This is a genomic window from Novosphingobium sp. HNCC26BN242 (genome assembly GCF_057180525.1).
Genome location: NZ_JBXUGM010000002.1, coordinates 159671 through 180422, shown reverse-complemented (window position 1 = coordinate 180422; position 20752 = coordinate 159671). Strand labels below are relative to the sequence as shown.

21 protein-coding genes are annotated in these 20752 nt (G+C 61.8%); 10 read left to right on the top strand and 11 right to left on the bottom strand.

Annotated elements, in window-relative coordinates:
• The first annotated feature begins 5 nt into the window (after window positions 1–5).
• The 5 genes from hemH (at window position 6) to AC2A1F_RS08445 (ending at window position 5862) form a co-directional block, all read left to right on the top strand.
• On the top strand, window positions 6–1019 hold the full coding sequence (gene hemH, locus AC2A1F_RS08465) for a ferrochelatase (RefSeq protein ID WP_484209003.1): 1014 nt from the start codon (window positions 6–8) through the stop codon (window positions 1017–1019).
• 67 nt (window positions 1020–1086) lie between these two features.
• Window positions 1087–2496, top strand: a complete 1410-nt coding sequence (locus AC2A1F_RS08460; RefSeq protein ID WP_484208336.1) for a cytochrome P450 — start codon at window positions 1087–1089, stop codon at window positions 2494–2496.
• A gap of 114 nt (window positions 2497–2610) precedes the next feature.
• Window positions 2611–2871 (top strand): 30S ribosomal protein S20, encoded by a 261-nt coding sequence (gene rpsT, locus AC2A1F_RS08455; RefSeq protein WP_484208335.1) that lies wholly within the window; start codon window positions 2611–2613, stop codon window positions 2869–2871.
• A gap of 601 nt (window positions 2872–3472) precedes the next feature.
• The gene (dnaA, locus tag AC2A1F_RS08450; protein WP_484208334.1) at window positions 3473–4867 is read left to right on the top strand and encodes a chromosomal replication initiator protein DnaA; all 1395 of its coding nucleotides are present in this window, start codon (window positions 3473–3475) and stop codon (window positions 4865–4867) included.
• Between the two features lie 227 nt (window positions 4868–5094).
• Window positions 5095–5862 (top strand): HesA/MoeB/ThiF family protein, encoded by a 768-nt coding sequence (locus AC2A1F_RS08445; protein WP_484208333.1) that lies wholly within the window; start codon window positions 5095–5097, stop codon window positions 5860–5862.
• A 168-nt stretch (window positions 5863–6030) separates the two neighbouring features.
• Here AC2A1F_RS08445 and acnA read toward each other — a convergent pair whose 3' ends face one another.
• Window positions 6031–8703, bottom strand: coding sequence for an aconitate hydratase AcnA (gene acnA / locus AC2A1F_RS08440; protein ID WP_484209002.1), 2673 nt, complete (start codon window positions 8701–8703; stop codon window positions 6031–6033).
• 233 nt (window positions 8704–8936) lie between these two features.
• Window positions 8937–9833, bottom strand: a complete 897-nt coding sequence (locus AC2A1F_RS08435; RefSeq protein ID WP_484208332.1) for a DMT family transporter — start codon at window positions 9831–9833, stop codon at window positions 8937–8939.
• A gap of 277 nt (window positions 9834–10110) precedes the next feature.
• Between AC2A1F_RS08435 and AC2A1F_RS08430 the strand changes: the two genes are divergently transcribed.
• Together AC2A1F_RS08430 and AC2A1F_RS08425 are read left to right on the top strand one after the other, a co-directional pair.
• Window positions 10111–11439, top strand: a complete 1329-nt coding sequence (locus tag AC2A1F_RS08430; protein ID WP_484209001.1) for a L,D-transpeptidase family protein — start codon at window positions 10111–10113, stop codon at window positions 11437–11439.
• A 15-nt stretch (window positions 11440–11454) separates the two neighbouring features.
• Window positions 11455–11625, top strand: a complete 171-nt coding sequence (locus AC2A1F_RS08425) for a hypothetical protein (RefSeq protein WP_484208331.1) — start codon at window positions 11455–11457, stop codon at window positions 11623–11625.
• A 122-nt stretch (window positions 11626–11747) separates the two neighbouring features.
• Here AC2A1F_RS08425 and AC2A1F_RS08420 read toward each other — a convergent pair whose 3' ends face one another.
• From AC2A1F_RS08420 to AC2A1F_RS08380, 9 genes are all read right to left on the bottom strand, one after another.
• Window positions 11748–12371 carry a murein L,D-transpeptidase catalytic domain-containing protein gene (locus tag AC2A1F_RS08420; RefSeq protein WP_484208330.1) on the bottom strand — a complete coding sequence of 208 codons (624 nt, stop codon included), beginning with the start codon at window positions 12369–12371 and terminating at the stop codon, window positions 11748–11750.
• Window positions 12372–12420: 49 nt separating this feature from the next.
• Entirely contained in the window at window positions 12421–12924 is a 504-nt protein-coding gene (locus AC2A1F_RS08415) for an N-acetyltransferase family protein (protein WP_484208329.1), read from the bottom strand.
• Window positions 12921–13223, bottom strand: coding sequence for a type II toxin-antitoxin system RelE/ParE family toxin (locus tag AC2A1F_RS08410; protein WP_484208328.1), 303 nt, complete (start codon window positions 13221–13223; stop codon window positions 12921–12923). Before AC2A1F_RS08410 ends, AC2A1F_RS08415 begins: the two co-directional genes overlap by 4 nt.
• Window positions 13220–13483, bottom strand: coding sequence for a ribbon-helix-helix domain-containing protein (locus AC2A1F_RS08405; protein ID WP_484208327.1), 264 nt, complete (start codon window positions 13481–13483; stop codon window positions 13220–13222). The genes AC2A1F_RS08410 and AC2A1F_RS08405 overlap by 4 nt, the downstream gene beginning before the upstream one ends.
• 39 nt (window positions 13484–13522) lie before the next feature.
• Window positions 13523–14659, bottom strand: a complete 1137-nt coding sequence (gene ispG, locus AC2A1F_RS08400) for a flavodoxin-dependent (E)-4-hydroxy-3-methylbut-2-enyl-diphosphate synthase (protein WP_298283977.1) — start codon at window positions 14657–14659, stop codon at window positions 13523–13525.
• An 81-nt stretch (window positions 14660–14740) separates the two neighbouring features.
• Complete coding sequence (locus AC2A1F_RS08395; RefSeq protein ID WP_484208326.1) at window positions 14741–15253, bottom strand: N-acetyltransferase family protein; 513 nt, start codon at window positions 15251–15253, stop codon at window positions 14741–14743.
• Between the two features lie 41 nt (window positions 15254–15294).
• Window positions 15295–15717: a hypothetical protein gene (locus tag AC2A1F_RS08390; protein ID WP_484208325.1), complete on the bottom strand. Its 423-nt coding sequence runs from the start codon at window positions 15715–15717 to the stop codon at window positions 15295–15297.
• 94 nt (window positions 15718–15811) lie between these two features.
• Entirely contained in the window at window positions 15812–17251 is a 1440-nt protein-coding gene (tldD, locus tag AC2A1F_RS08385) for a metalloprotease TldD (RefSeq protein WP_484208324.1), read from the bottom strand.
• A gap of 177 nt (window positions 17252–17428) precedes the next feature.
• Entirely contained in the window at window positions 17429–17629 is a 201-nt protein-coding gene (locus tag AC2A1F_RS08380; RefSeq protein WP_484208323.1) for a zinc-finger domain-containing protein, read from the bottom strand.
• 72 nt (window positions 17630–17701) lie between these two features.
• Between AC2A1F_RS08380 and AC2A1F_RS08375 the strand changes: the two genes are divergently transcribed.
• The 3 genes from AC2A1F_RS08375 (at window position 17702) to nadB (ending at window position 20752) form a co-directional block, all read left to right on the top strand.
• The gene (locus tag AC2A1F_RS08375; RefSeq protein ID WP_484208322.1) at window positions 17702–18661 is read left to right on the top strand and encodes an ABC transporter ATP-binding protein; all 960 of its coding nucleotides are present in this window, start codon (window positions 17702–17704) and stop codon (window positions 18659–18661) included.
• A 42-nt stretch (window positions 18662–18703) separates the two neighbouring features.
• Window positions 18704–18949, top strand: a complete 246-nt coding sequence (locus tag AC2A1F_RS08370) for a hypothetical protein (protein WP_484208321.1) — start codon at window positions 18704–18706, stop codon at window positions 18947–18949.
• Window positions 18950–19141: 192 nt separating this feature from the next.
• Entirely contained in the window at window positions 19142–20752 is a 1611-nt protein-coding gene (gene nadB / locus AC2A1F_RS08365) for an L-aspartate oxidase (RefSeq protein ID WP_484208320.1), read from the top strand.

Sequence of the window (20752 nt, the reverse complement as noted above, 5' to 3'; positions counted from 1 at the left end):
CCATGATGCAACGCCCTGCCGATCATCCCGTTGTGCTTACCGGCAAGATCGGCGTTCTCGTCGTCAACCTCGGCACCCCCGATGCGCCCGATGTGCCTGCGGTAAAGCGCTATCTGAAAGAGTTTCTGTCGGATCGCCGGGTGGTGGAAATCCCCCGTCTGATCTGGCAGCCGATCCTGCGCGGCATCATCCTCAACACCCGGCCCAAGAAATCCGCCCATGCCTATTCGCAGGTGTGGAGCAAGGACGGCTCGCCCCTTGCCGCCATCACCAAGGCACAGGCGCGCGCACTGCAAGAGCGGCTGGGCGATGCGGTGATCGTGCGCCACGCGATGCGGTATCAATCGCCGGCAGTGGCGGCAGAGCTTGATGCGCTGCTGGCAGCAGGGTGCGAACGCATCCTGATCGCGCCGCTCTATCCGCACTTTTCGGGCGCCACCACCGCCTCGGCGCTTGATGCCGTGGCCGATTGGATCAAGGCCCGCCGCCGCTTGCCCGCGCTGCGCACCCTGCCGCCCTATTTCGATGATCCTGCGCTGATCGGCGCGCTCCATGCGCAGATGTCGCGGGAACTGGCGGCGCTGTCGTTCACACCCGAATTGCTGCTGCTTAGCTACCACGGCATGCCCGAACGCACGCTGCTGCTGGGCGATCCATACCACTGCCACTGCCGCAAGACCTCGCGCTTGCTGGCCGAACGCTTTGCCGTCAGCCATCCCGGCCTGCGGCTGGAAACCACGTTCCAATCGCGCTTTGGCCGCGCCAAATGGCTGGAGCCGGCCACCGATACCGTGCTGCTGGAAGAAGCCGCCAAGGGCACGCGCCGCGTGGCGATCGCTGCGCCTGCATTCTCGGCCGACTGTCTCGAAACGCTGGAAGAATTGGCCATCCGGGGCAAGGAAGACTTTGAAGAGGCAGGCGGCACGCACTTTGCTGCGCTCACCTGCCTGAATGCCGGGCCTGAAGGCATGGACATGCTCGAAGCGCTGGTTCGGCGCGAACTCTCTGGCTGGATCTGAACTAGCCTCTTGGCCGCCGTTGACAGGCGTGTTAATTGACCGGTTAAAGCAAAAGCCGGGAGATAGCATGGCCAGTCTAGCGCCAGAAATCGACACGAACCTGCATACCGATCGGGCCAACCCGCACTGGGTGCGGCTGGGGGACGATAGCAAGCTGGATCACATCCCCGGCGAGGACGGCTGGCCGGTGCTTGGCACCACGATGATGCAACTCGCCGATCCCTTGGGTTTCCAAAAGCGCATGGTCGATACCTACGGCCCGGTGTTCCGCACCCGCAGCTTCGGGCGGCGCGGGGTAAATCTGGTCGGAGCTGACGCCAACGAACTGGTGCTGTTCGATCGTGAAAAGCTGTTCTCGAACGAACAGGGCTGGGGCCCGGTGCTCAACCTACTGTTCCCGCGCGGGCTGATGCTGATGGATTTCGAAGCGCACCGGGTGGACCGCCGCGCGCTGTCCATCGCCTTCAAGCCCGAACCGATGCGCGCCTATTGCTCGGTGCTAAACTCCGGCATCGCATCTGCAATGGCCACGTGGGCCAGAACTGCTGAAAAAGGCAATATGCAGTTCTATGATGCGATCAAGGCGCTGACACTCGATACCGCCGCCTCCAGCTTCCTCGGCCTGCCGCTGGGGCCAGAGGCGGACCGGCTGAACCAGGCCTTCGTCGATATGGTTCAGGCCTCGGTCGGCGTGGTGCGCAAACCGCTGCCGTTCACCAAGATGGGCAAGGGCGTGGCCGGACGGCGGCTGATGGTCGAATACTTCGGCAAGCTGGTGCGCGAACGCCGCGCCCATCCCGGGCAGGACATGTTCAGCCAGTTCGCGCTTGCCACCCGCGATGACGGCTCGCTGCTGCCTGAAGACGTCGTGGTCGATCACATGATCTTCCTGATGATGGCCGCGCACGATACGATCACGTCTTCGGCCACGGTGCTGTTCTGGCAGCTGGCGCGGAATCCCGAATGGCAGGACAAACTGCGCGCCGAAGCACGTGCGGTCACCGGAGGGGATGGCCTGCCGCTGGCGTACGAAGACCTTGGCCGGATGGAATTGACCGAGATGGCCTTCAAGGAAGCGCTGCGCTTCATGCCGCCTGTGCCCAACATGCCCCGCCGCGCACTGCGGGATTTCCGCTTCGGGGGCTATGACATACCGGCCGGAACGCCCATCGGCATCAGTCCGGCCGCCGTCCATGCCGATCCGGCGCATTGGGATGCGCCTGAAGTGTTCGATCCGATGCGCTTCACGCCCGAAAAGGTCGCCGCGCGCCACAAATATGCCTGGGTGCCGTTCGGCGGCGGCGCGCATATGTGCCTTGGCCTGCACTTTGCCTATATGCAGGTGAAGTTGCTGGCATGTCACATCCTGACCCGCTTCGAGATCGTCATGCAGACAGGGGCAGATCCGCAATGGCAGGCATGGCCAATCCCGAAGCCGCGCGACGGATTGAAAGTGGACTTGCGCCGAATCTGTTGACGATTCGGTGCGCCACCGCTAAGGGCCGCGCTTTCCGGCGGGACTTTCCGCCATCCTACCAGATTTCATGCGGCCGCCCCGTGCGCCCGCCAAGGCACGAGAAACAGGAAAACCATGGCCAACACGCCGCAAGCCCGCAAGCGTATCCGTCGCAATGATCGTCGCGCCGAAATCAACGGCAACCGCCTCTCGCGCATCCGCACTTTCGTCAAGAAGGTCGAATCGGCACTCGAAGGTGGCGACAAGTCGGCAGCGGCAGAAGCGCTCAAGGCTGCGCAGCCTGAACTGGCCCGTGGTGTTGCCCGCGGCGTGCTTCACAAGAACACCGTGGCGCGCAAGCTGTCGCGCCTGACAAAGCGCGTTTCCGCGCTCTGATTGCCCCACTGTGGGTGATCCTCAGGTCCAGATTGGATCTGATCGAATCGCTCCTGACCAACGTCTTTGGGCGTGATGGTGGTTATTTCAGCAGGAACATGGAACGTGGCCGGCGAATTCTTCGCTGGCCCTTTTCATTTCTGCGATCTGTTCATGTGACAATTCTGGATTGTTACAGTGTGCAGTCGCAGCAAGTCACGGAAACTACGCGATTCGCATGGCCTACGTGGAGAGCATAAGTAAAAATCCTGAAAATACAGTATGTTAATGCAGCTCTGCGGGTTAGCAGGAGTCAAGGGCATTTATTTCAGTTTTTTTGCGCTCCCCCCGCTTGCGCGATAGGCCCCTAGGCCAATAGACAGGCTCCACCGGCGGCGGGAATCACTGCCAATCGGTGTCACTGGACATTTTTCGAACAGGACCTGTCGCACACTGCGCGGCAGCTAGTGGTTATTTGTGCCTGAATGCCGCGAGAGGTGCTCAGGTCAGGAAGTCGGGGCAGCGAAGCGTGAAGGTGGACGATTTCGCAGGGGCAAGCGCAAGTGGCGCAGCGATCATTACTGATCGCAGTGGGGCAGGCAGGAAGGGACGTGACAGCAATATGATTGAGGACCAGGAAGCGCTGGATCTGGCAGCAGACTGGGCCGATATCAGCCAGGGTCTGAAAAAGGATCTCGGCTCGCAACTGCATGCGCAGTGGATCAAGCCAATTCAGCTTGGTGCCTTCTGCAAGGAAACAGGGACACTTGACCTGTTCCTGCCCACCGAATTCTCCGCCAATTGGGTTGCCGATCGCTTCGCTGATCGCCTCAGCTTGGCTTGGAAGATCGCACGCTCCGAAGTGCGCCAGGTGCGCATCACCGTGCATCCACGCCGGCGCTCGATGCCCGATATGCGCGTAGGAGGTGAAGTATCGGCCCCGGCCCGCGCGCCTACCTATCTCAACACCGGCCCGGCCATGATCGACACGGCCCAATCGGGCCTTGATCCGTCGCTGACATTTGCAGAGTTCGTGTCCGGCTCTGCCAACGTATTGGCACTCAACGCTGCCCAGCGCATGGCTGCGGTGGAAACGCCGCAGTTCTCGCCGCTCTATCTTAAAGGCTCGACCGGGCAGGGCAAAACGCACTTGCTCCACGCTATCGGCCACGCCTTTGCTGCCAACAAGCCCGGCGCGCGAATCTTCTACTGTTCAGCCGAACGCTTCATGATCGAATTCGTGCAGGCTATGCGCTCGAACGAGATGATCGAGTTCAAGTCGCGCCTGCGCGGGTTTGACATGCTGCTGGTCGATGACATCCAGTTCATCATCGGCAAAGCTTCGACGCAGGAGGAATTCCTTCACACGATCGATGCGCTGATGAGCGCGGGAAAGCGCCTGATCGTGGCGGCGGACCGCGCACCGCAGGCTCTGGACGGCGTCGAACAGCGCTTGCTTTCGCGCCTGTCGATGGGCCTTGTGGCCGATATCCAGCCCGCTGACATCGAACTGCGCCGCAAGATCCTCGAACATCGTCTTGCCCGCTTCAACAGCACGCAAGTGCCAGCAGACGTGATCGAATTCCTGGCCCGCACGATCAACCGCAATGTGCGCGAACTGGTGGGCGGCCTCAACAAGCTGATCGCTTATGCCCAGCTCACCGGCCAGCCAGTGTCGCTGCAACTGGCCGAGGAACAGCTGACCGATATCCTCTCGGCCAACCGCCGCCGCATCACCATTGATGAAATCCAGCGCACCGTCTGCCAGTTCTACCGCGTCGACCGCACCGAAATGGCTTCAAAGCGCCGCGCCCGTGCGGTTGTGCGTCCGCGTCAGGTGGCGATGTATCTCGCCAAGGTCCTGACCCCGCGCTCCTACCCGGAAATCGGGCGCAAGTTCGGTGGCCGCGATCACTCAACTGTAATCCACGCGGTGCGGTTGATCGAAGAACTGCGCACGCGCGATGCCGATATGGACGGCGATGTGCGCACCTTGCTGCGGCAGTTGGAAGACTGATTAAAGTCCAAAACGGTTCGCGCAGAGGCGCAGAGAAGAAATAGAGCCGCAGAGGAGTTGCGCCGGGCCGACAGGCCCCAGTGCCGACCAACGCTCAGTTCCAGAGCCGGGACAAAGATTTCCTTGCGGCTGTGCCGCCAGCACAACATTCCTCCGCGCCTCCCTTCTTCTCTGCGTCTCTGCGTGAACCCCTTCCTCTTTCCCGCCGCAGCCCCTACCTGCAAACCATGATCCCAGACCGCCTGAACCGCTTCGCCCGCCACATCGTCCTGCCAGAAGTCGGCGCGATGGGACAGGCAAGGCTTGCGGCATCACATGTCGTGCTGGTCGGCATGGGCGGCATCGGCTCACCCGCGGTGCAGTACCTTGCAGGCGCAGGCGTAGGGCACCTGACGCTGATCGATGACGATGTGGTCGAGGCGAGCAACCTGCAACGCCAGACGATCTATACGCAGGCCGATATCGGCAAGTCCAAGGCCGAGGCTGCAGCGGCTTGGGCGGCGGCGTTCGATCCTGCATTGGCGGTCACGGCCCATCTCACCCGGATCACGCGTGAGAACGCAGCAGAACTGATCGCCGGGGCCGATGTGGTGCTCGATGGCTCGGATAACTTCGCCACCCGCCTTGCTGTCTCGGACGCCTGCGTTGCGGCGGGCGTGCCGCTCACCAGCGCGGCACTGGGACGCTTTCAGGGGCAAGTCGCCAACTTTGCCGGACATCGCCCTGATCACGCCTGCTACCGCTGCTTCGTGGGCGACGCTTTCGATGCCGAAGATTGCGACACCTGTGCCGATCAGGGCGTGCTGGGCGCGATGGTGGGCATGGTCGGCGCATTCGGCGCGATGGCCGCGATGCGCGTGCTGCTGGAAGGCGTCTCGACCTTGGGCGATCCCCAATGGGGGCAGTTGCACATCCTCGACGGCCTCAAGCCATCGCTGCGCACGATGCGCATTGCCAAGGACCCAGAATGCAGTGGGTGCAACTCGGACGTCTGAGTTCCGATACCACTCCCCAGAAATCCGTTCGTGTCGAGCGAAGTCGAGACACTGTAGCGTCGGGCAAGCGTGTCTCGACTTCGCTCGACACGAACGGATCAAGGGAAATGAAAAAGGGCGCGAGGACCGCAGTCCCCGCGCCCTTTCTGTTTCGGCTAAAGCCCCCGCTTACGAAGCCAGCTTGCGCAGCACGTAGTGCAGGATGCCGCCGTTCATGAAGTATTCGACTTCATTGGCGGTATCGATGCGGCACAGTGCGGTGAAGGTCAGCTTGGTGCCATCGGGGCGGGTAACTTCCACTTCCACGTCCTGACGCGGCTGGAGGCCTGCCACACCCTTGATCGTGAACGTGTCGTCCCCGGTCAGGCCCAGCGAGGTGCGGTTCTGGCCTTCCTTGAACTGCAGCGGCAGCACGCCCATGCCGACCAGGTTCGAGCGGTGAATACGCTCGAAGCTTTCGACGATCACCGCGCGCACGCCCAGCAGGTTCGTGCCCTTGGCCGCCCAGTCACGGCTCGATCCGGTGCCATATTCCTTGCCTGCGATCACCACCGTCGGCGTGCCGTCGGCCTTGTGCTTCATCGCCACGTCGTAAACCGAACCAGCCTCGGCGCCATAGCGCGAGAAGCCGCCTTCGGTGCCGGGGACCATTTCGTTCTTGATGCGGATGTTGGCAAAGGTGCCGCGCATCATCACTTCGTGGTGGCCACGGCGCGCGCCGTAGGAGTTGAAGTCCGACTTGGCGACCTGATGCTCCATCAGCCACTTGCCGGCCGGGCTGTCAGCCTTGATCGACCCTGCCGGGCTGATGTGGTCGGTGGTGATCGAATCACCCAGGATCAGCAGCGGCTTGGCCTCGATGATGTCGTTCACCGGGGCCGGCGTCATGCTCATGCCTTCGAAGTACGGCGGGTTGGCGACATACGTCGATCCGGCGCGCCACGAATAGGTTTCGCTGCCCGTCACATTGATCGCCTGCCAGTGCGCATCGCCCTTGTAGACATCGGCATAGCGCGCCTGGAACATCGCGCGGTCCATGCAGCCCGCCATCGTGGTGGCAACTTCGCTGTTCGAAGGCCAGATGTCCTTCAGATAGACGTCAACGCCATCCTTGCTCACGCCGATCGGGGTGGTGGTGAAGTCTTCGATCACCGTGCCCTTGAGCGCATAGGCCACGACCAGCGGCGGCGAAGCGAGGAAGTTTGCGCGCACATCGGGTGAAACGCGCCCTTCGAAGTTGCGGTTGCCCGAGATCACCGCTGCGGCAACAAGGCCGTTGTCGTTGATCGCCTTGCTGATCGGTTCGGCCAGCGGGCCTGAATTGCCGATGCAGGTGGTGCAGCCATAGCCGACAAGGTTGAAGCCCACCGCATCCAGATGCTCCTGCAGCCCGGCGCGCACGAGGTAGTCGGTCACCACCTGCGATCCCGGTGCGAGCGAGGTCTTGACCCACGGCTTGGGCTTCAGGCCCAGTTCGTTGGCTTTCTTGGCCACGAGGCCCGCCGCCACCAGCACGCTGGGGTTCGATGTGTTGGTGCAACTGGTGATGGCCGCAATCGTCACGTCGCCATCGCCGATGTCGAAGTCCATGCCCGCCACCGGAACGCGCTGTTGCGCCTTCTTGTAGGTGTTGGCCATGTCGGCGTTGAACACGTCGTCCACTTCGGGAAGCGACACGCGGTCCTGCGGGCGCTTGGGTCCGGCGAGCGAAGGCACCACGGTGCCAAGGTCCAGTTCCAGCGTCGAGGAGAAGATCGGCTCAACCGCAGGGTCGATCCAGAAGCCCTGCTCCTTGGCATAAGCTTCGACCAGTGCAATCTGCGCTTCTTCGCGGCCGGTCAGGCGCAGGTAATCCAGCGTCTTGTCATCAATGCCGAAGAAGCCGCAGGTTGCGCCATATTCCGGGGCCATGTTGGCCAGCGTCGCACGGTCAGCAAGGCTCAGCGCAGCAAGACCGGGGCCGAAATATTCGACGAAACGGCCCACCACGCCATGCTTGCGCAACAGGTTGGTGCAGGTCAGCACGAGGTCGGTTGCAGTCACGCCTTCCTTCAGCTCACCGGTGAACTTGAAGCCTACCACTTCGGGGATCAGCATCGAAACCGGCTGGCCCAGCATCGCGGCCTCAGCCTCGATCCCGCCAACGCCCCAGCCCAACACGCCAAGGCCGTTGACCATCGTGGTGTGGCTGTCGGTGCCGACGCAGGTATCAGGATAAGCCACCGTCACGCCGTTCTGGTCGGTCGAACTCCACACTGTCTGCGCGATGTTCTCAAGGTTCACCTGATGGCAGATGCCGGTGCCCGGGGGCACAGCATAGAAATTGTTGAGGCTCTTCGATCCCCACTTGAGGAAGTCGTAGCGCTCCATGTTGCGCTCGTACTCGATCTCCATGTTCTGTTCGGCGGCCTTCGGGTGGCCGAATTCGTCGACCATCACCGAATGGTCGATGACGAGGTTGACCGGCACCAGCGGGTTGATACGCGAAGTATCTCCGCCCAGCGTGGCAATGGCATCGCGCATCGCGGCCAGATCGACCACGCAAGGCACGCCGGTGAAATCCTGCAGCAGCACGCGCGCGGGGCGATACTGGATTTCCTTGTTCGTGTCGGTCGGGTTCTTCTGCCAATCGATCACCGCCTTTACATCGTCGGTCGATACGGTGAAGCCGCCATCTTCAAAGCGCAGCAGGTTTTCCAGCAGCACCTTCATCGAGAAGGGCAGGCGCGAGATGTCGCCATATTGGGCTGCCGCTTTGGCAAGCGAATAGTAGGCAAAGTCCTTGCCGCCCACGCTCATCGTGCTGCGGGTGCCGAGTGTATCCTGTCCAACCTGAGTCATGGCTGTGCGTCTTCCCTCTGTGTCGCGGCCGCAATGCGGTTGCGCCACGCGGGGAAAAGCCTGGGCCAGAAACCCGGTGGCTGCGCGGCGGTTTACGGCCTGAAAGCCTGTGCGCGATGCGCGTAAACCGGCCATGCGTCAAGGGCGGGAAGCCCCCATTTTGCGCAGGTGCAGCACAATTTTCAGGTTCCCATCGCTTATTGAATTTCAATAGCAATAGTGCGTCGTCCGCGTTAGTGGGCAGGCGCTGCCGCACCCGCGCGCGTGGCATAAAGGCACCCAGCCACGATCAGCACCACCCCTGCCAGCATGGGTAGCGTTACCGGCTCGGCAAAGGCGATCCACCCCACAATCGCGGCCCATACGAACGCAGTATATTCCAGCGGCACCAACACTTGCGCCTCGGCCCGGCCATAGGCCCAGCTCAGCAACATGATAGAGACTGCCGACATTGCTGCCGATGCAATCAGCAACCACCACACTTCACCTGCGGGAAACGGCGCCAGCCACCACGCCCCAAGGCCCAGAAACCCGAACTGCACCAGCGCCTGAAAGAACGCCACCTCCTCGGGCCGTGCCAGCAGGGCCTGCTGGCGTTGCAACACCAGATTCCACGCATAGAGCACGGCGGAAATCAGCGTGGCAATCAGGCCCTTCAATGCTTCGGCATCGGCAGGGCCATCGAACTTGCTGCCCGCAATCACGCCCACGCCCGCCAGCGCCAACACCGATCCACCAATGGCGGCAGGCCGCACTTTCTCCCCCAGCAGCAGCGCCGCCAGATAGAGCGCGATCAGCGGCGCGATGAACGACAGCGCGATACCTTCGGCCAAAGGCAGCCGTACGATCCCATAAAAGAACAGCGTTGCCATGATGGAGGCGACCACACCGCGCAGCACATGCACTTTCAACGCGGCCTTTCCCGGCCAGCCTTGCCCGCGCACCAGCCAGATCGGGGCCATGATCACGGTTCCTGCCAGCCCGCGCCAGCACATCGCGGCATAAGCCCCCACTGCAATCGATGCGGCTTTCATTACCCCGTCCATCACCGAAAATAGCGCCAGGCCCGCCATGGCCGCCAGCACCGGTAACAACAACTTGGGAACTGGACCGGGCGGCTGACTGTTCATGAAAAAGGCCATAAGCAAACGGGTTGCCGTGCGAAACCGCATTTTCGCCCCGTGCCGGTTCATCATCACGATTCAGGCTGCAGAAAGGGACACTGCTTGATCATGCAGGCTACAATCGTGCCGGGCTTGATCGTTCAGGCGGCTTGGGGCAGGACCACAATGTACCATCGGCATGGGCCGTCCGAAATTTTTGCCGACCAGACCTTACAGGGAATCTGCAAACGTGAAGCGTGACATCGAAGGGGCCGGCCTTTCCGGCAAGTCGGGCATCGCTGTGATGATCGTCGCCTCCTTGCTGACCCCGGCCTCGGCCCTTGCGCAGCGTTCCGCGCCTGCCTCTGCCGCCCCGGTTGACCTGACAAAGCAGGTGCAGCCCAGCGTCCCCGCTGCTCCTGCCCCGCTTCCGCCCGAAGTTGCCGCACCTGTCGCACCCGAACCCGTGCCGCTGCCGCACTGGACGCAGGCCGATGCGCAGGCGCTGCTGGTGGCGATCAAGGGCATTGGTAAAGAAGGCCTGTTTCCAAAGGACTATCAGCCCGAGGCGCTGTCCGCCGCCATCGTCAAAGGTGAAAGCCCGGAACTGGATGAGACGGCCAACCGCCTGTTCAGCTGGTTGATCGAAGACTTGCGCGATGGCCGCACGCCCATGCCCGCGCGCGTGCAATGGTTCGCGGTCGATCCCGATCAAGACATGAACCCCACCCAGCTGATCATCGCATCGGCGCTGGAAAAGCATGATATCAAGGGCGCGCTTGATGCGCTGCTGCCCACCCACCCCGATTATGCCGCGCTCAAAGATGCTCTGCCCAAAGCCACCACGGCCAAGCAGTCCGCGCAAATCCGCGCCAACATGGACCGTTGGCGCTGGCTGGCGCGTGATCTTGGCACTCAGTACCTCCTCACCAACGTGCCCGAACAGATGCTGCGGCTGACCGTGCGCAACCGGATCATCAAGAGCTACAAGGTTGTCGTCGGCAAGCCCGGCCGCACTGCTACCCCGCAACTGGCCGAAACGGTCGAAGGCGTGATCTTCAACCCTACCTGGACTGTCCCGCAGTCCATCGTCGTGGGCGAAGGGCTGGGCGCGCGGCTTGTAAACAACCCCAAGCAGGCTGAGCGCGAAGGCTACAAGGTCACCAAGACGGCCGATGGCACGATCTATGTCGTCCAGCAGCCCGGAGACAACAATTCGCTGGGCCGCATGAAGCTCGACATGCCCAATGAACACGCGATCTTCCTGCACGATACGCCCAGCAAGGCCGCTTTCAACCAGCCGGTCCGCGCGCTCAGCCACGGCTGCATCCGTGTGGAAGGTGCAGTGGAACTGGCGATGACAATGGGCATCCTCGGCGCGGCGATGACGCCCGAGGACGTGGCGCTGGCGCATACGTCCAAGGTCTATACCAAAGTGCCGATGACCAAGACCTTCCCGGTCTACATCACTTATTTCACCGTAGCCCGAGACGTGAACGGCATGCTGCGCTCGTTCACCGATGTCTACAACCGCGATGCCCCGGTGATCGCCAGCCTCGCCAAACCGCGCGAATTGCACACCACCCAGCGCAAGAGCACGGAAGAAGTGATCAAGCTGGATAATCCCCTGTAAGCTGGCCCCTCTGACGTGAGGACCCGGCTCAGTGTCTGCCAGCGCAAGGCCCGCTATGCGAGCCGCGAGGATGCCACCGAGGCCGCACTGAAAAGCGGCCTCGTCCTTCACGCCTATCACTGCGACCGCTGCTTGCGCTGGCACCTGACCAGCCGCACCAAGGGGCGGCGGGTGGCGCGTCCCTGATCCGCAAACAGTGCCTGCTCCCCCGCGAAGGCGGGGGCCTCGGTGTTGTTACGGAACGCTCGCTTAAACGGCCTGAGGCCCCCGCTTTCGCGGGGGAGCATGAAAGTAGAGAAGACGGTAAGCTACCCCAACCCCAGCCGGTCTGCGAAAATCAACCGCCCGCCGGACAAGTGCCACAGCGCCTCGTTGAAATCCTTCTCGCCCATCGCAAAGCAGCCGTCCGACCGGCCCAGCTTGCCCCACTTCTCCAGCATGTCTTCATTGGCATACCAGGCCGGGTGCAGCACGATAGCGCGGTCCAGCACGTTGGTGTTGTCGGGCGAAAGGCCGGTCAGGCGGATCGATGTGCCATATTTGCCCTTGTACCATTCGTTGGTCAGGTAGGCCCCGCGCGATGTGGCAAGGCTGCCCACCTCGTTCGAAAAGGCCTTGAGAAATCCGTCATGCTCCGGGTCTGATCCGCGGCCGTGCGACACCAGAAACGAGCGTACTTCGCCCCGTTCCAGATTGGCAAAGTGAAAGCGGGGCAGCGATGAAGGCATTGCAAAATCGGCAATCCCGACAATGTCGGTGCGCCACAGCGCGGCGCGGTGCTGTTCGACCTTTTCCTTGGCCAGTTCCAGAACGCGCCGATGCTGGTCATTCGGCTCGTAGACCGCCGCAGCCACCCGCGCCGGGATCACGGCAGCAGTGGCGCCGGCCGCAATGCCCGTCAGAACCGTTCGCCTGTTTACCTCGATTGTCATGTCCAGCCCCGTATCACGCCGCCCCCTTCTCGGGCGTGAACGTGCGATACTACGCTTTTGCGCCAATATTTCCAGCTTCTGCGCTCAAATGCGCCAAAGCGGGGCCATCCACGCGCATCACTGTCCATTCGTCCATGAACTTTGCGCCCAACGATTTGTAGAATCCGATGGCCGGTTCATTCCAGTCGAGAACCGACCATTCCAGCCGCGCGCAATCGCGCTCCACGGCCAGCCCCGCCAGGTGCGATAGCAACGCCTTGCCAAGGCCGGACCCGCGCGCTTCGGGCTGCACGAACAGGTCCTCCAGATAGATCCCCGGCTTGCCCTCAAAGGTCGAGAAATTGTGGAAGAACAAGGCGAAGCCCTGCGCCACGCCATCCACCTCGCCGATCACCACTTCGGCAAAGGGACGCGCGCCAAACAGCTTTGCGGTCAGCACGGCTTCGTCGAACCGTACTTTATGGGCAAGCTTCTCATACTCAGCCAGCGCGCGGATCAGGCGGGCGATCAGCGGGATATCATCGGCGGTGGCGGGGCGGATAGTTGGGGTCATTCCACAAACAATGCATTCAGATCGCGGCGACCGTCCAGCACTCTCAATATCTGCACGAGCCGTTCCGATTCAAATACGCGGTAGAACACAAGATGCGGTGCCCTTAGGATCGTTCGCGATCCGGCGAGGATATTTTCCTTAGGAGCGCCAATATTGGGAAAGTCGGAGAGCGCGGTGATCGCTTCTTCGATCCTAGCCAGTTGTCGATTGGCGGCTTCAAGGTCGTGGATCGCAATGTTTTGCCAGATTCCCAGCAAGTCTTGGCGCGCCTTGATGGCGCGCTCAATGCGGAAAGTCACGCCTTGCGCTCAGCCAGCATCCGTCTGCCTTCGGCAATAATCCCGTCAACCCCGTCCCAAGGCTCGAATCCGCTGGCGATGCCTTCTTCAAGCAGTCCGCGAATTCTGGCCAGCTCAGCATCGCGCCTGATCATCCAGCTGCGCAGGGCAGAATCAACCACTTGCTCGATCGATTCATATTCGCCTCCGGCGACAGCGCTTTTCGCACAGTCCAGCAACTCCACCGGAATTTCGACCGACAATTTCTCAAGCTTGCCCATGGTGAGAGCCTAACAATTTCCGCATGGCCAAGCCAGCCCCTACTCCGCCGCCTCGGTCACGCTCCCGGCATCGCTGGTTGCCGCTTCGATTTCGGCGGCTTTCTTTTCCACCAGCGCCACGATGTGGTCGAGCATGTCTTCGCTCTGCACGGTGTGGTCGGTCACGCCCGAAAGGTAGACCATGTGCTTGCCGTTGCCGCCGCCGGTCAGCCCGATGTCCGTCTCGCGCGCTTCGCCCGGGCCGTTGACCACGCAGCCCAGGACAGAGAGCGAGAGCGGGGTCTTGATGTGGGAGAGGCGGCTTTCCAGCGCTTCCACGGTGCGAATCACGTCAAAGCCCTGCCGCGCGCAGCTTGGGCACGATACCACACGGACGCCGCGGGTGCGCAGGCCCAAGCTTTTCAGGATTTCAAAGCCGACGCGCACTTCTTCTTCGGGCTCTGCCGAAAGCGAGACGCGAATCGTATCGCCCACGCCCGCCCAGAGCAGGCTGCCCAGCCCGATCGAGGACTTGACCGTGCCACCGATCAAACCGCCCGCCTCGGTAATGCCAAGGTGCAGCGGGCAATCGACCGCGTCGGCCAGCCCCATGTAGGCGGCGACCGCAAGGAACACATCAGAGGCTTTGACCGCCACTTTGTATTCGTGAAAATCGTGGTCCTGCAGCAGCTTGATGTGGTCGAGCGCAGATTCGATCAGCGCTTCGGGGCAGGGCTCGCCGTATTTTTCCAGCAGGTCTTTCTCAAGACTGCCCGCGTTCACGCCGATGCGGATGGCACAGCCATTGGCCTTGGCGGCGCGCACCACTTCGGCCACGCGGGCGTTGCTGCCGATGTTGCCCGGATTGATGCGCAGGCACGCAGCGCCAGCATCGGCGGCTTCCAACGCGCGTTGATAGTGAAAGTGGATGTCGGCCACGATCGGAATGCGCGCGGCTTTCACGATCTTGCCGAGCGCGGCGGTGCTTTCCACATCGGGGCACGAAACGCGGATGATATCGGCGCCCGCATCCTCGCACCGGCGGATCTGGTTGATCGTGGCGACCGGATCGGAGGTGAGGGTGTTGGTCATGGTCTGGACGGTGATCGGCGCATCGCCGCCGACAGGGACCGTGCCGACCATGATCTGGCGGCTCTTGCGACGCGCGATATCGCGCCATGGACGAATGGATGACATGCACGCGCTTATAGGCGCAAACGGTGAATCCTGAAAGGCACCTAGATGCACCTAGCAGCACCTAAACGCACCTAAGTGCGCCTAAAGCGCTCTGGCGAACATGAATTCGGGGTCAATGTGGTCGCCGACGGCGAAGGTGATGTCTGCCACCTTCTCCAAACCGTAGCGCCGATAGAATCGCTGGGCTTCCGGGTTGTCGGCATAGACCGAAAGCTGCATTTCATCCGCGCCCCACGCGCGCGCCTGCGCCAGCGCCCAATCCATCAGCCGCGCGCCGTGGCCGCGTCCGATCAGGTCGGGGTCGGTGTAAAGCTGCTTCAGCTCCATCGGTGCGGTGGCGGGGGTGTGGGGTGGTAGCGAGCTGGTGCGTACGATCTTGCAGAAGCTGGTGAGTTTGCCGCCCTGCTCGATCACTGCGATTTGCATTTCAGGATCGGTAAGTTGGGCCGAGATGGTAGCAGGCGCATGCGTTTCATCGAGGAAACGCGCAAGGTTTTCAGCGCTATAGAGGTGGCCGAATTTGGCCACGAAGGCACGGCGGCCCAGATCGGACAGGGTGGTAATATCGGCGAGGGTGGCAAGGCGGAGCATCATGGCTCCGCCTTACCCGGCCAAGGCCTGCTATTCCAAGTCTGTCAGCCCGCCTTTTCAGTCTTCACCTTGGTATAAGGCACGAACTGGCCGAGCCCGACCGAGCCACGCCAGAAGCCAGCGTTGCGATCAATCATCCGCACGATATCGACATTGCACAGTTGTGATCCGAACGGCGTGGTCAATATGATGTCGTTATCATCCAGCGTGGCCGCGCCTGAAACCGGGCGATTCACCCAGATCGTGTTGCCCGCTTCATAGACAATCGCCGTCTTGTCGTAGACGCGGGTGCCGTTGACGCGGGGGAGGTAGATGCAGTTCACCGGCTCTCCAGCGACGCGGCCTTCGAGCGTTTTGGCGAGCTGTTGTTCGGGTGTGAGACGCGGGCGGGCGTCGGCGGCGGCTCCAATGAGGAGCAGCGATCCGGCGGCCAGTGCCGCAGCGATCTTGCTGGCGGTATTCTTCATGACTGGCGCTTCCTTTCAAAACGATCTGTGATCGATAGCGCGAGTCGGCTGAACCCGTGCTGACCAATCAACGCAGGAAGCGCCGGAACCCTTCTTAGGCCGTTCCGCCCACCGTCAGCCCTTCGACCAGCAAGGTCGGCTGGCCAACGCCTGCAGGCACGCTTTGCCCGCCTTTGCCGCACACGCCCACGCCTTCGTCCAGCGCAAGATCGTTGCCGATGCCGGTGACTTTGGTGAGGCAGGTGGGGCCATCGCCGATCAGCGTGGCGCCCTTGATCGGTGCGCCCAGCTTGCCGTTTTCGATGCGATAGGCCTCGGTGCAGGAGAACACGAACTTGCCGCTGGTGATGTCCACCTGCCCGCCGCCGAACGACTTGGCGAAGATGCCGTTCTTGACGCGGCTGAGCAGTTCGGCGGGATCATCGTTGCCACCGCGCATGAAGGTGTTGGTCATGCGCGGCATGGGGGCGTGGGCAAAGTTTTCACGCCGCCCGTTGCCGGTGGGGGCCACGCCCATCAGCCGCGCGTTGAGGCGGTCATGGATATAGCCCTTGAGAATGCCGTCCTCGATCAGCACGTTTTCCTGTGTGGGCGTGCCTTCGTCGTCAATGGAGAGCGAGCCGCGACGTCCCTGCCCATTCACGCCCAGCAGTGTGCCATCATCGACTACGGTTACGCCGGGCGCAGCCACACGTTCGCCAATGCGGCCCGAAAAGGCGCTGGTTCCCTTGCGGTTGAAATCGCCTTCGAGCCCATGGCCGACCGCTTCATGCAGCAGCACACCGGGCCAGCCAGGGCCAAGCAGCACGGTCATCTCGCCCGCAGGAGCGGCAACCGATTCGAGGTTTACCAGTGCCTGTGCCAGCGCTTCATCAATCGCGCGGTTCCACGTTTCAGGCGCGAACAGATCGTCATAGAGGCGGCGGCCGCCGATGCCGAAGGAGCCGGTTTCGCGCCGTCCGTTGTGTTCGGCCACGATGGATACGTTGAGCCGTACCAGTGGGCGCACGTCATGCGCGACAAAGCCATCGGCGCGGACGATTTCGACAACTGACCACGATCCCGCCAGGGAAGCCGAGACTTGTGCCACGCGCGGATCGCGCGCGCGGGCGACGGCATCAATCGATTCGAGCAGTTTGACCTTGGCCTCAAACGGTACGGCATCCAAAGGCGAGGCTTCGGTATAGAGGTGGCGGTTGCTGCTGCGCGGGGCCGGGGCGGGCTGGCCCTGCGCGGGATCGAGCAGCTTCAGCGTTTCTCCGGCACGGGCGATGGCCGCAGCCGATATCTCGTTCGCGTGGGCAAATCCGGTCATCTCGCCCGAAACGCCGCGCAGGCCAAATCCGGCGTCGCGCGAATAGTCTGCCGTTTTCAGCCGACCATCATCGAAGCCGAAGCTCTCGCTGGCGATGAACTGAAGGTAAAGTTCGCCATCGTCGCACGATTTCAATGCATTGGCGGTGAGTGCCTGCGCTTCATCGGGCGAAAGCAGGCCAGAGCGGTAGAGCAGCGAGCGGGTGTCGATATCGGTCATGTTACCGATATAGGGTGGGTTAGGGCCGGGGGGAAGGCTGCTTGTCGGGCAGGTGCGGTGTTTGGCGCGGGCATCCTTCGACAAGCTCAGGATGAGCGTCCTTCGACAGCCTCAGGATGAGCGGGCGTTTCTTAATACCCCAACCGCTCATGCTGAGCCTGTCGAAGCATCCCGGCTTCAAGCAGCCTGTGCGCTGTCGGCAGGGCCGCCCTTCAGCACGAAGCGTTTGTCACAGTAGCCGCATTCGACGAATCCCCGCTCGTCAATTTCAAGCCAGACGCGCGGGTGGCCGAGTGCTGCACCGCCGCTAATGTCGGAGGCGCCATCGCACTTTACGCGGTGGTGATCGGTATAGACGGTTTCGGGTGCCTGCATCATGGGCACGCAACTAGCAAATCTGGCGCTCTCAGACAATTGCGTTTTGGCGAGTGGTGGTGCAGGCAGCGCGTCATGTCTTCAGCTGAAAATCCTGCTCCGGCCATTCGTATCCGCGATCTGGTAAAGCGTTATGCGCCCACCGGAAAGTCTTCGGGCAAGCTGGCGCTTGATGGCGTGAGCTTCGATGTGCCGCAGGGGCAGATATTTGGGCTGCTGGGGCCGAACGGCGCGGGCAAATCCACGCTGATTAACACGTTGGCGGGCCTGGTGATGAAGACATCGGGCACAGTGGAAATCTGGGGTCACGACATTGATCGCGATGTGCGCAATGCCAAGGCTTCGATCGGGATTGTGCCGCAGGAAATCGTGTTCGATCCGTTCTTTACGCCTGCCGAAGTTCTGGAAAATCAGGCCGGTCTCTATGGGGTGCCCAAATCGATGCGGCGGACGGTGGACCTGCTGCGCGCGGTGCACCTTTCGGACAAGGCCGATGCCTATGCACGGTCACTGTCCGGGGGCATGAAGCGGCGCCTGCTGATTGCCAAGGCGATGGTGCACAGCCCGCCGGTGCTGGTGCTGGACGAGCCGACCGCAGGCGTGGACGTGGAATTGCGGCGGCAGCTTTGGGAACTGGTGGGCGAGATGAACCGTGACGGGGTGACCGTGGTTTTGACCACGCATTACCTTGAGGAAGCAGAGGAACTCTGCGACCGTATCGCCATCATCAACCACGGCAAGCTGATTGCCAATATGCCGACGCGCGAAATGGTGGATCTGGCGCGTGAGAAGATCGTGGTGCTCACGGTAGACCGCGATGTGGATGTTGCGCCGCAGCATCCCGCTTTCCGCAAGAGTGTTGTGTCTGGCGAGCGGCAGATCGAGATCGGATACGACAAGGACGCGATGACCGCAGGCGAAGTGATGAGCCTGGTGCAGGGTCAAGGTTATGCCATCGTCGATGTTTCAACGCGCGAGGCCGATCTTGAAGATGTGTTTGTAACGCTGACGAGCCAGCCGCGTGAGGCGGCATAAACAGACAACGCCGCGTGAGGCGGCATAAACAGACAACGCCGCGTGAGGCTTTTTGATCGCAGATCGGCGCGTTTATTCGACTTTATAGATGGGCGTTTCATTACCGATGCGCTTACGCCAACCGCCGCCTTCCTGCCGGCGGATGTTTGTGCTGCAGTGCTTGCACTTGCCTGCAAATGCCTGGCCGTTCCATTCCACACTTTCCCGATCCGGCCGATGCCGGTTGAAAAAACAGAAAAATCGCGATCCCATCATGACTTAGTTACCCGTCAACATGCCCCTAAGTGAGAATACTTATCATGTTGCGGATGCGAAAAACAGGCCTCCCTTGGTTAACTTTCATTAAAATTATTGTTCATTTTCAATATTTAAAGGTTATTTTGCGGTTGCAAAAACCCGTTCGGCCACTTTCCTTCGCACCGCCCGCAGCGTAGGGCAAAAGTCCTGTCCCAAACGGACGGTACCTGAAGGGAGCTTTGAGTGATTGGGCAAAGGCAACCACAGCCCGAAAATGGGCACGATGTCCTGATCATCGGCTCTGGCGCAGCCGGGCTTACGGCGGCTCTGGTACTGGCTGAGACGTGCCGCGTGCTGGTGCTGGCCAAGGGTGCACTGGACGGCGGATCGACCAATTGGGCGCAAGGCGGCATTGCCGCCGTGCTGGACGAAGGCGATACCTTCGACGATCACATCCGCGATACGATGGTGGCAGGTGCTGGGCTCAACCGTCGCGAAACGGTGGAGTTCGTGGTCGAAAATGCCCCGCAAGCCATTGCGCGGCTGGCCGAACTTGGCGTGCCATTCAATGCTGAGGCTGGCGCTTTACACCTGACGCGCGAAGGGGGCCATTCGCACCGCCGCATTGTGCACGTGGATGATGCCACCGGCGCGGCGGTGCAGCAGGCGCTGCTCAAGGCCGCGCGCGAACATCCCAACGTGACGCTGCTGCCAGGGCGCACCTGCATCGATCTGATCACCGGGCGGCACGAAGCGGCGCGCTATTCGGGATCGGGGCGGGTCTGGGGCGTCTATGCGCTGGACGAGGCGACTGGCAAAGTCGAGGCTTTCACCGCGCGTGCCACGATTCTGGCCACTGGTGGGGCAGGGCGCGTCTACCAGTTCAGCACTGCACCGCGCGGCGCAACCGGCGATGGCATTGCCATGGCCTGGCGGGCGGGCGCGCGCGTTTCCAATATGGAGATGATGCAGTTCCACCCGACTTGCCTTTACAACCTCGACGTCAAGAACTTCCTGATCACCGAGGCGGTGCGGGGCGAGGGCGGGCGGCTGATCAATCCGCGTTCGGGCAAGCGGTTCATGGCGTTCTATGACAAGGAGCGGATGGAGCTGGCCCCGCGCGATGTGGTGGCCCGCGCGATCGATGCCGAGATCAAGAAGTTCGGCCTAGATTACGTCCATCTGGATATCAGCCACATGCCGGCCGATTTTGTGCGCGGGCACTTTCCAAACATTTACGAAAAGCTGATCGGCCTGGGTATCGACATGACCATAGATCCGATCCCGGTGGTGCCAGCACAGCACTATACCTGCGGGGGCGTGCTGATTGATCTGTACGGGCGCACGGACTTGCCGGGGCTTTATGCGGCGGGTGAATGCACCGAAAGCGGGCTGCACGGCGCCAATCGCCTGGCGTCGAACTCGCTGCTCGAATGCTTCGTGTTCGGCGATGCGGCGGCGCGCGATATCCTGCGGCGATGGGACAGCTTCGATGCGCCGCCACAAGTGCAGGCGTGGGATGAAAGCCGCGTCACCGATTCCGACGAGGAAGTGGTGATCAAGCAGAACTGGACCGAAATCCGCCGGTTCATGTGGAACTATGTGGGCATTGTGCGCACCGACAAGCGGCTGGAACGCGCGGCGCACCGCATTGCGCTATTGTCTGAGGAAGTGAACGACTATTACGGCCACTTCCGCGTGACCACGGACCTGATCGAACTGCGTAACCTGTTACAGAGCGCCGAATTGATCGTGCGTTCAGCGCGCGCGCGGCACGAAAGCCGGGGGCTTCACTATACGCTGGACTATCCGCAGACCGATGCCGCGGCGTGCGATACAGTGTTGGTGCCGTAA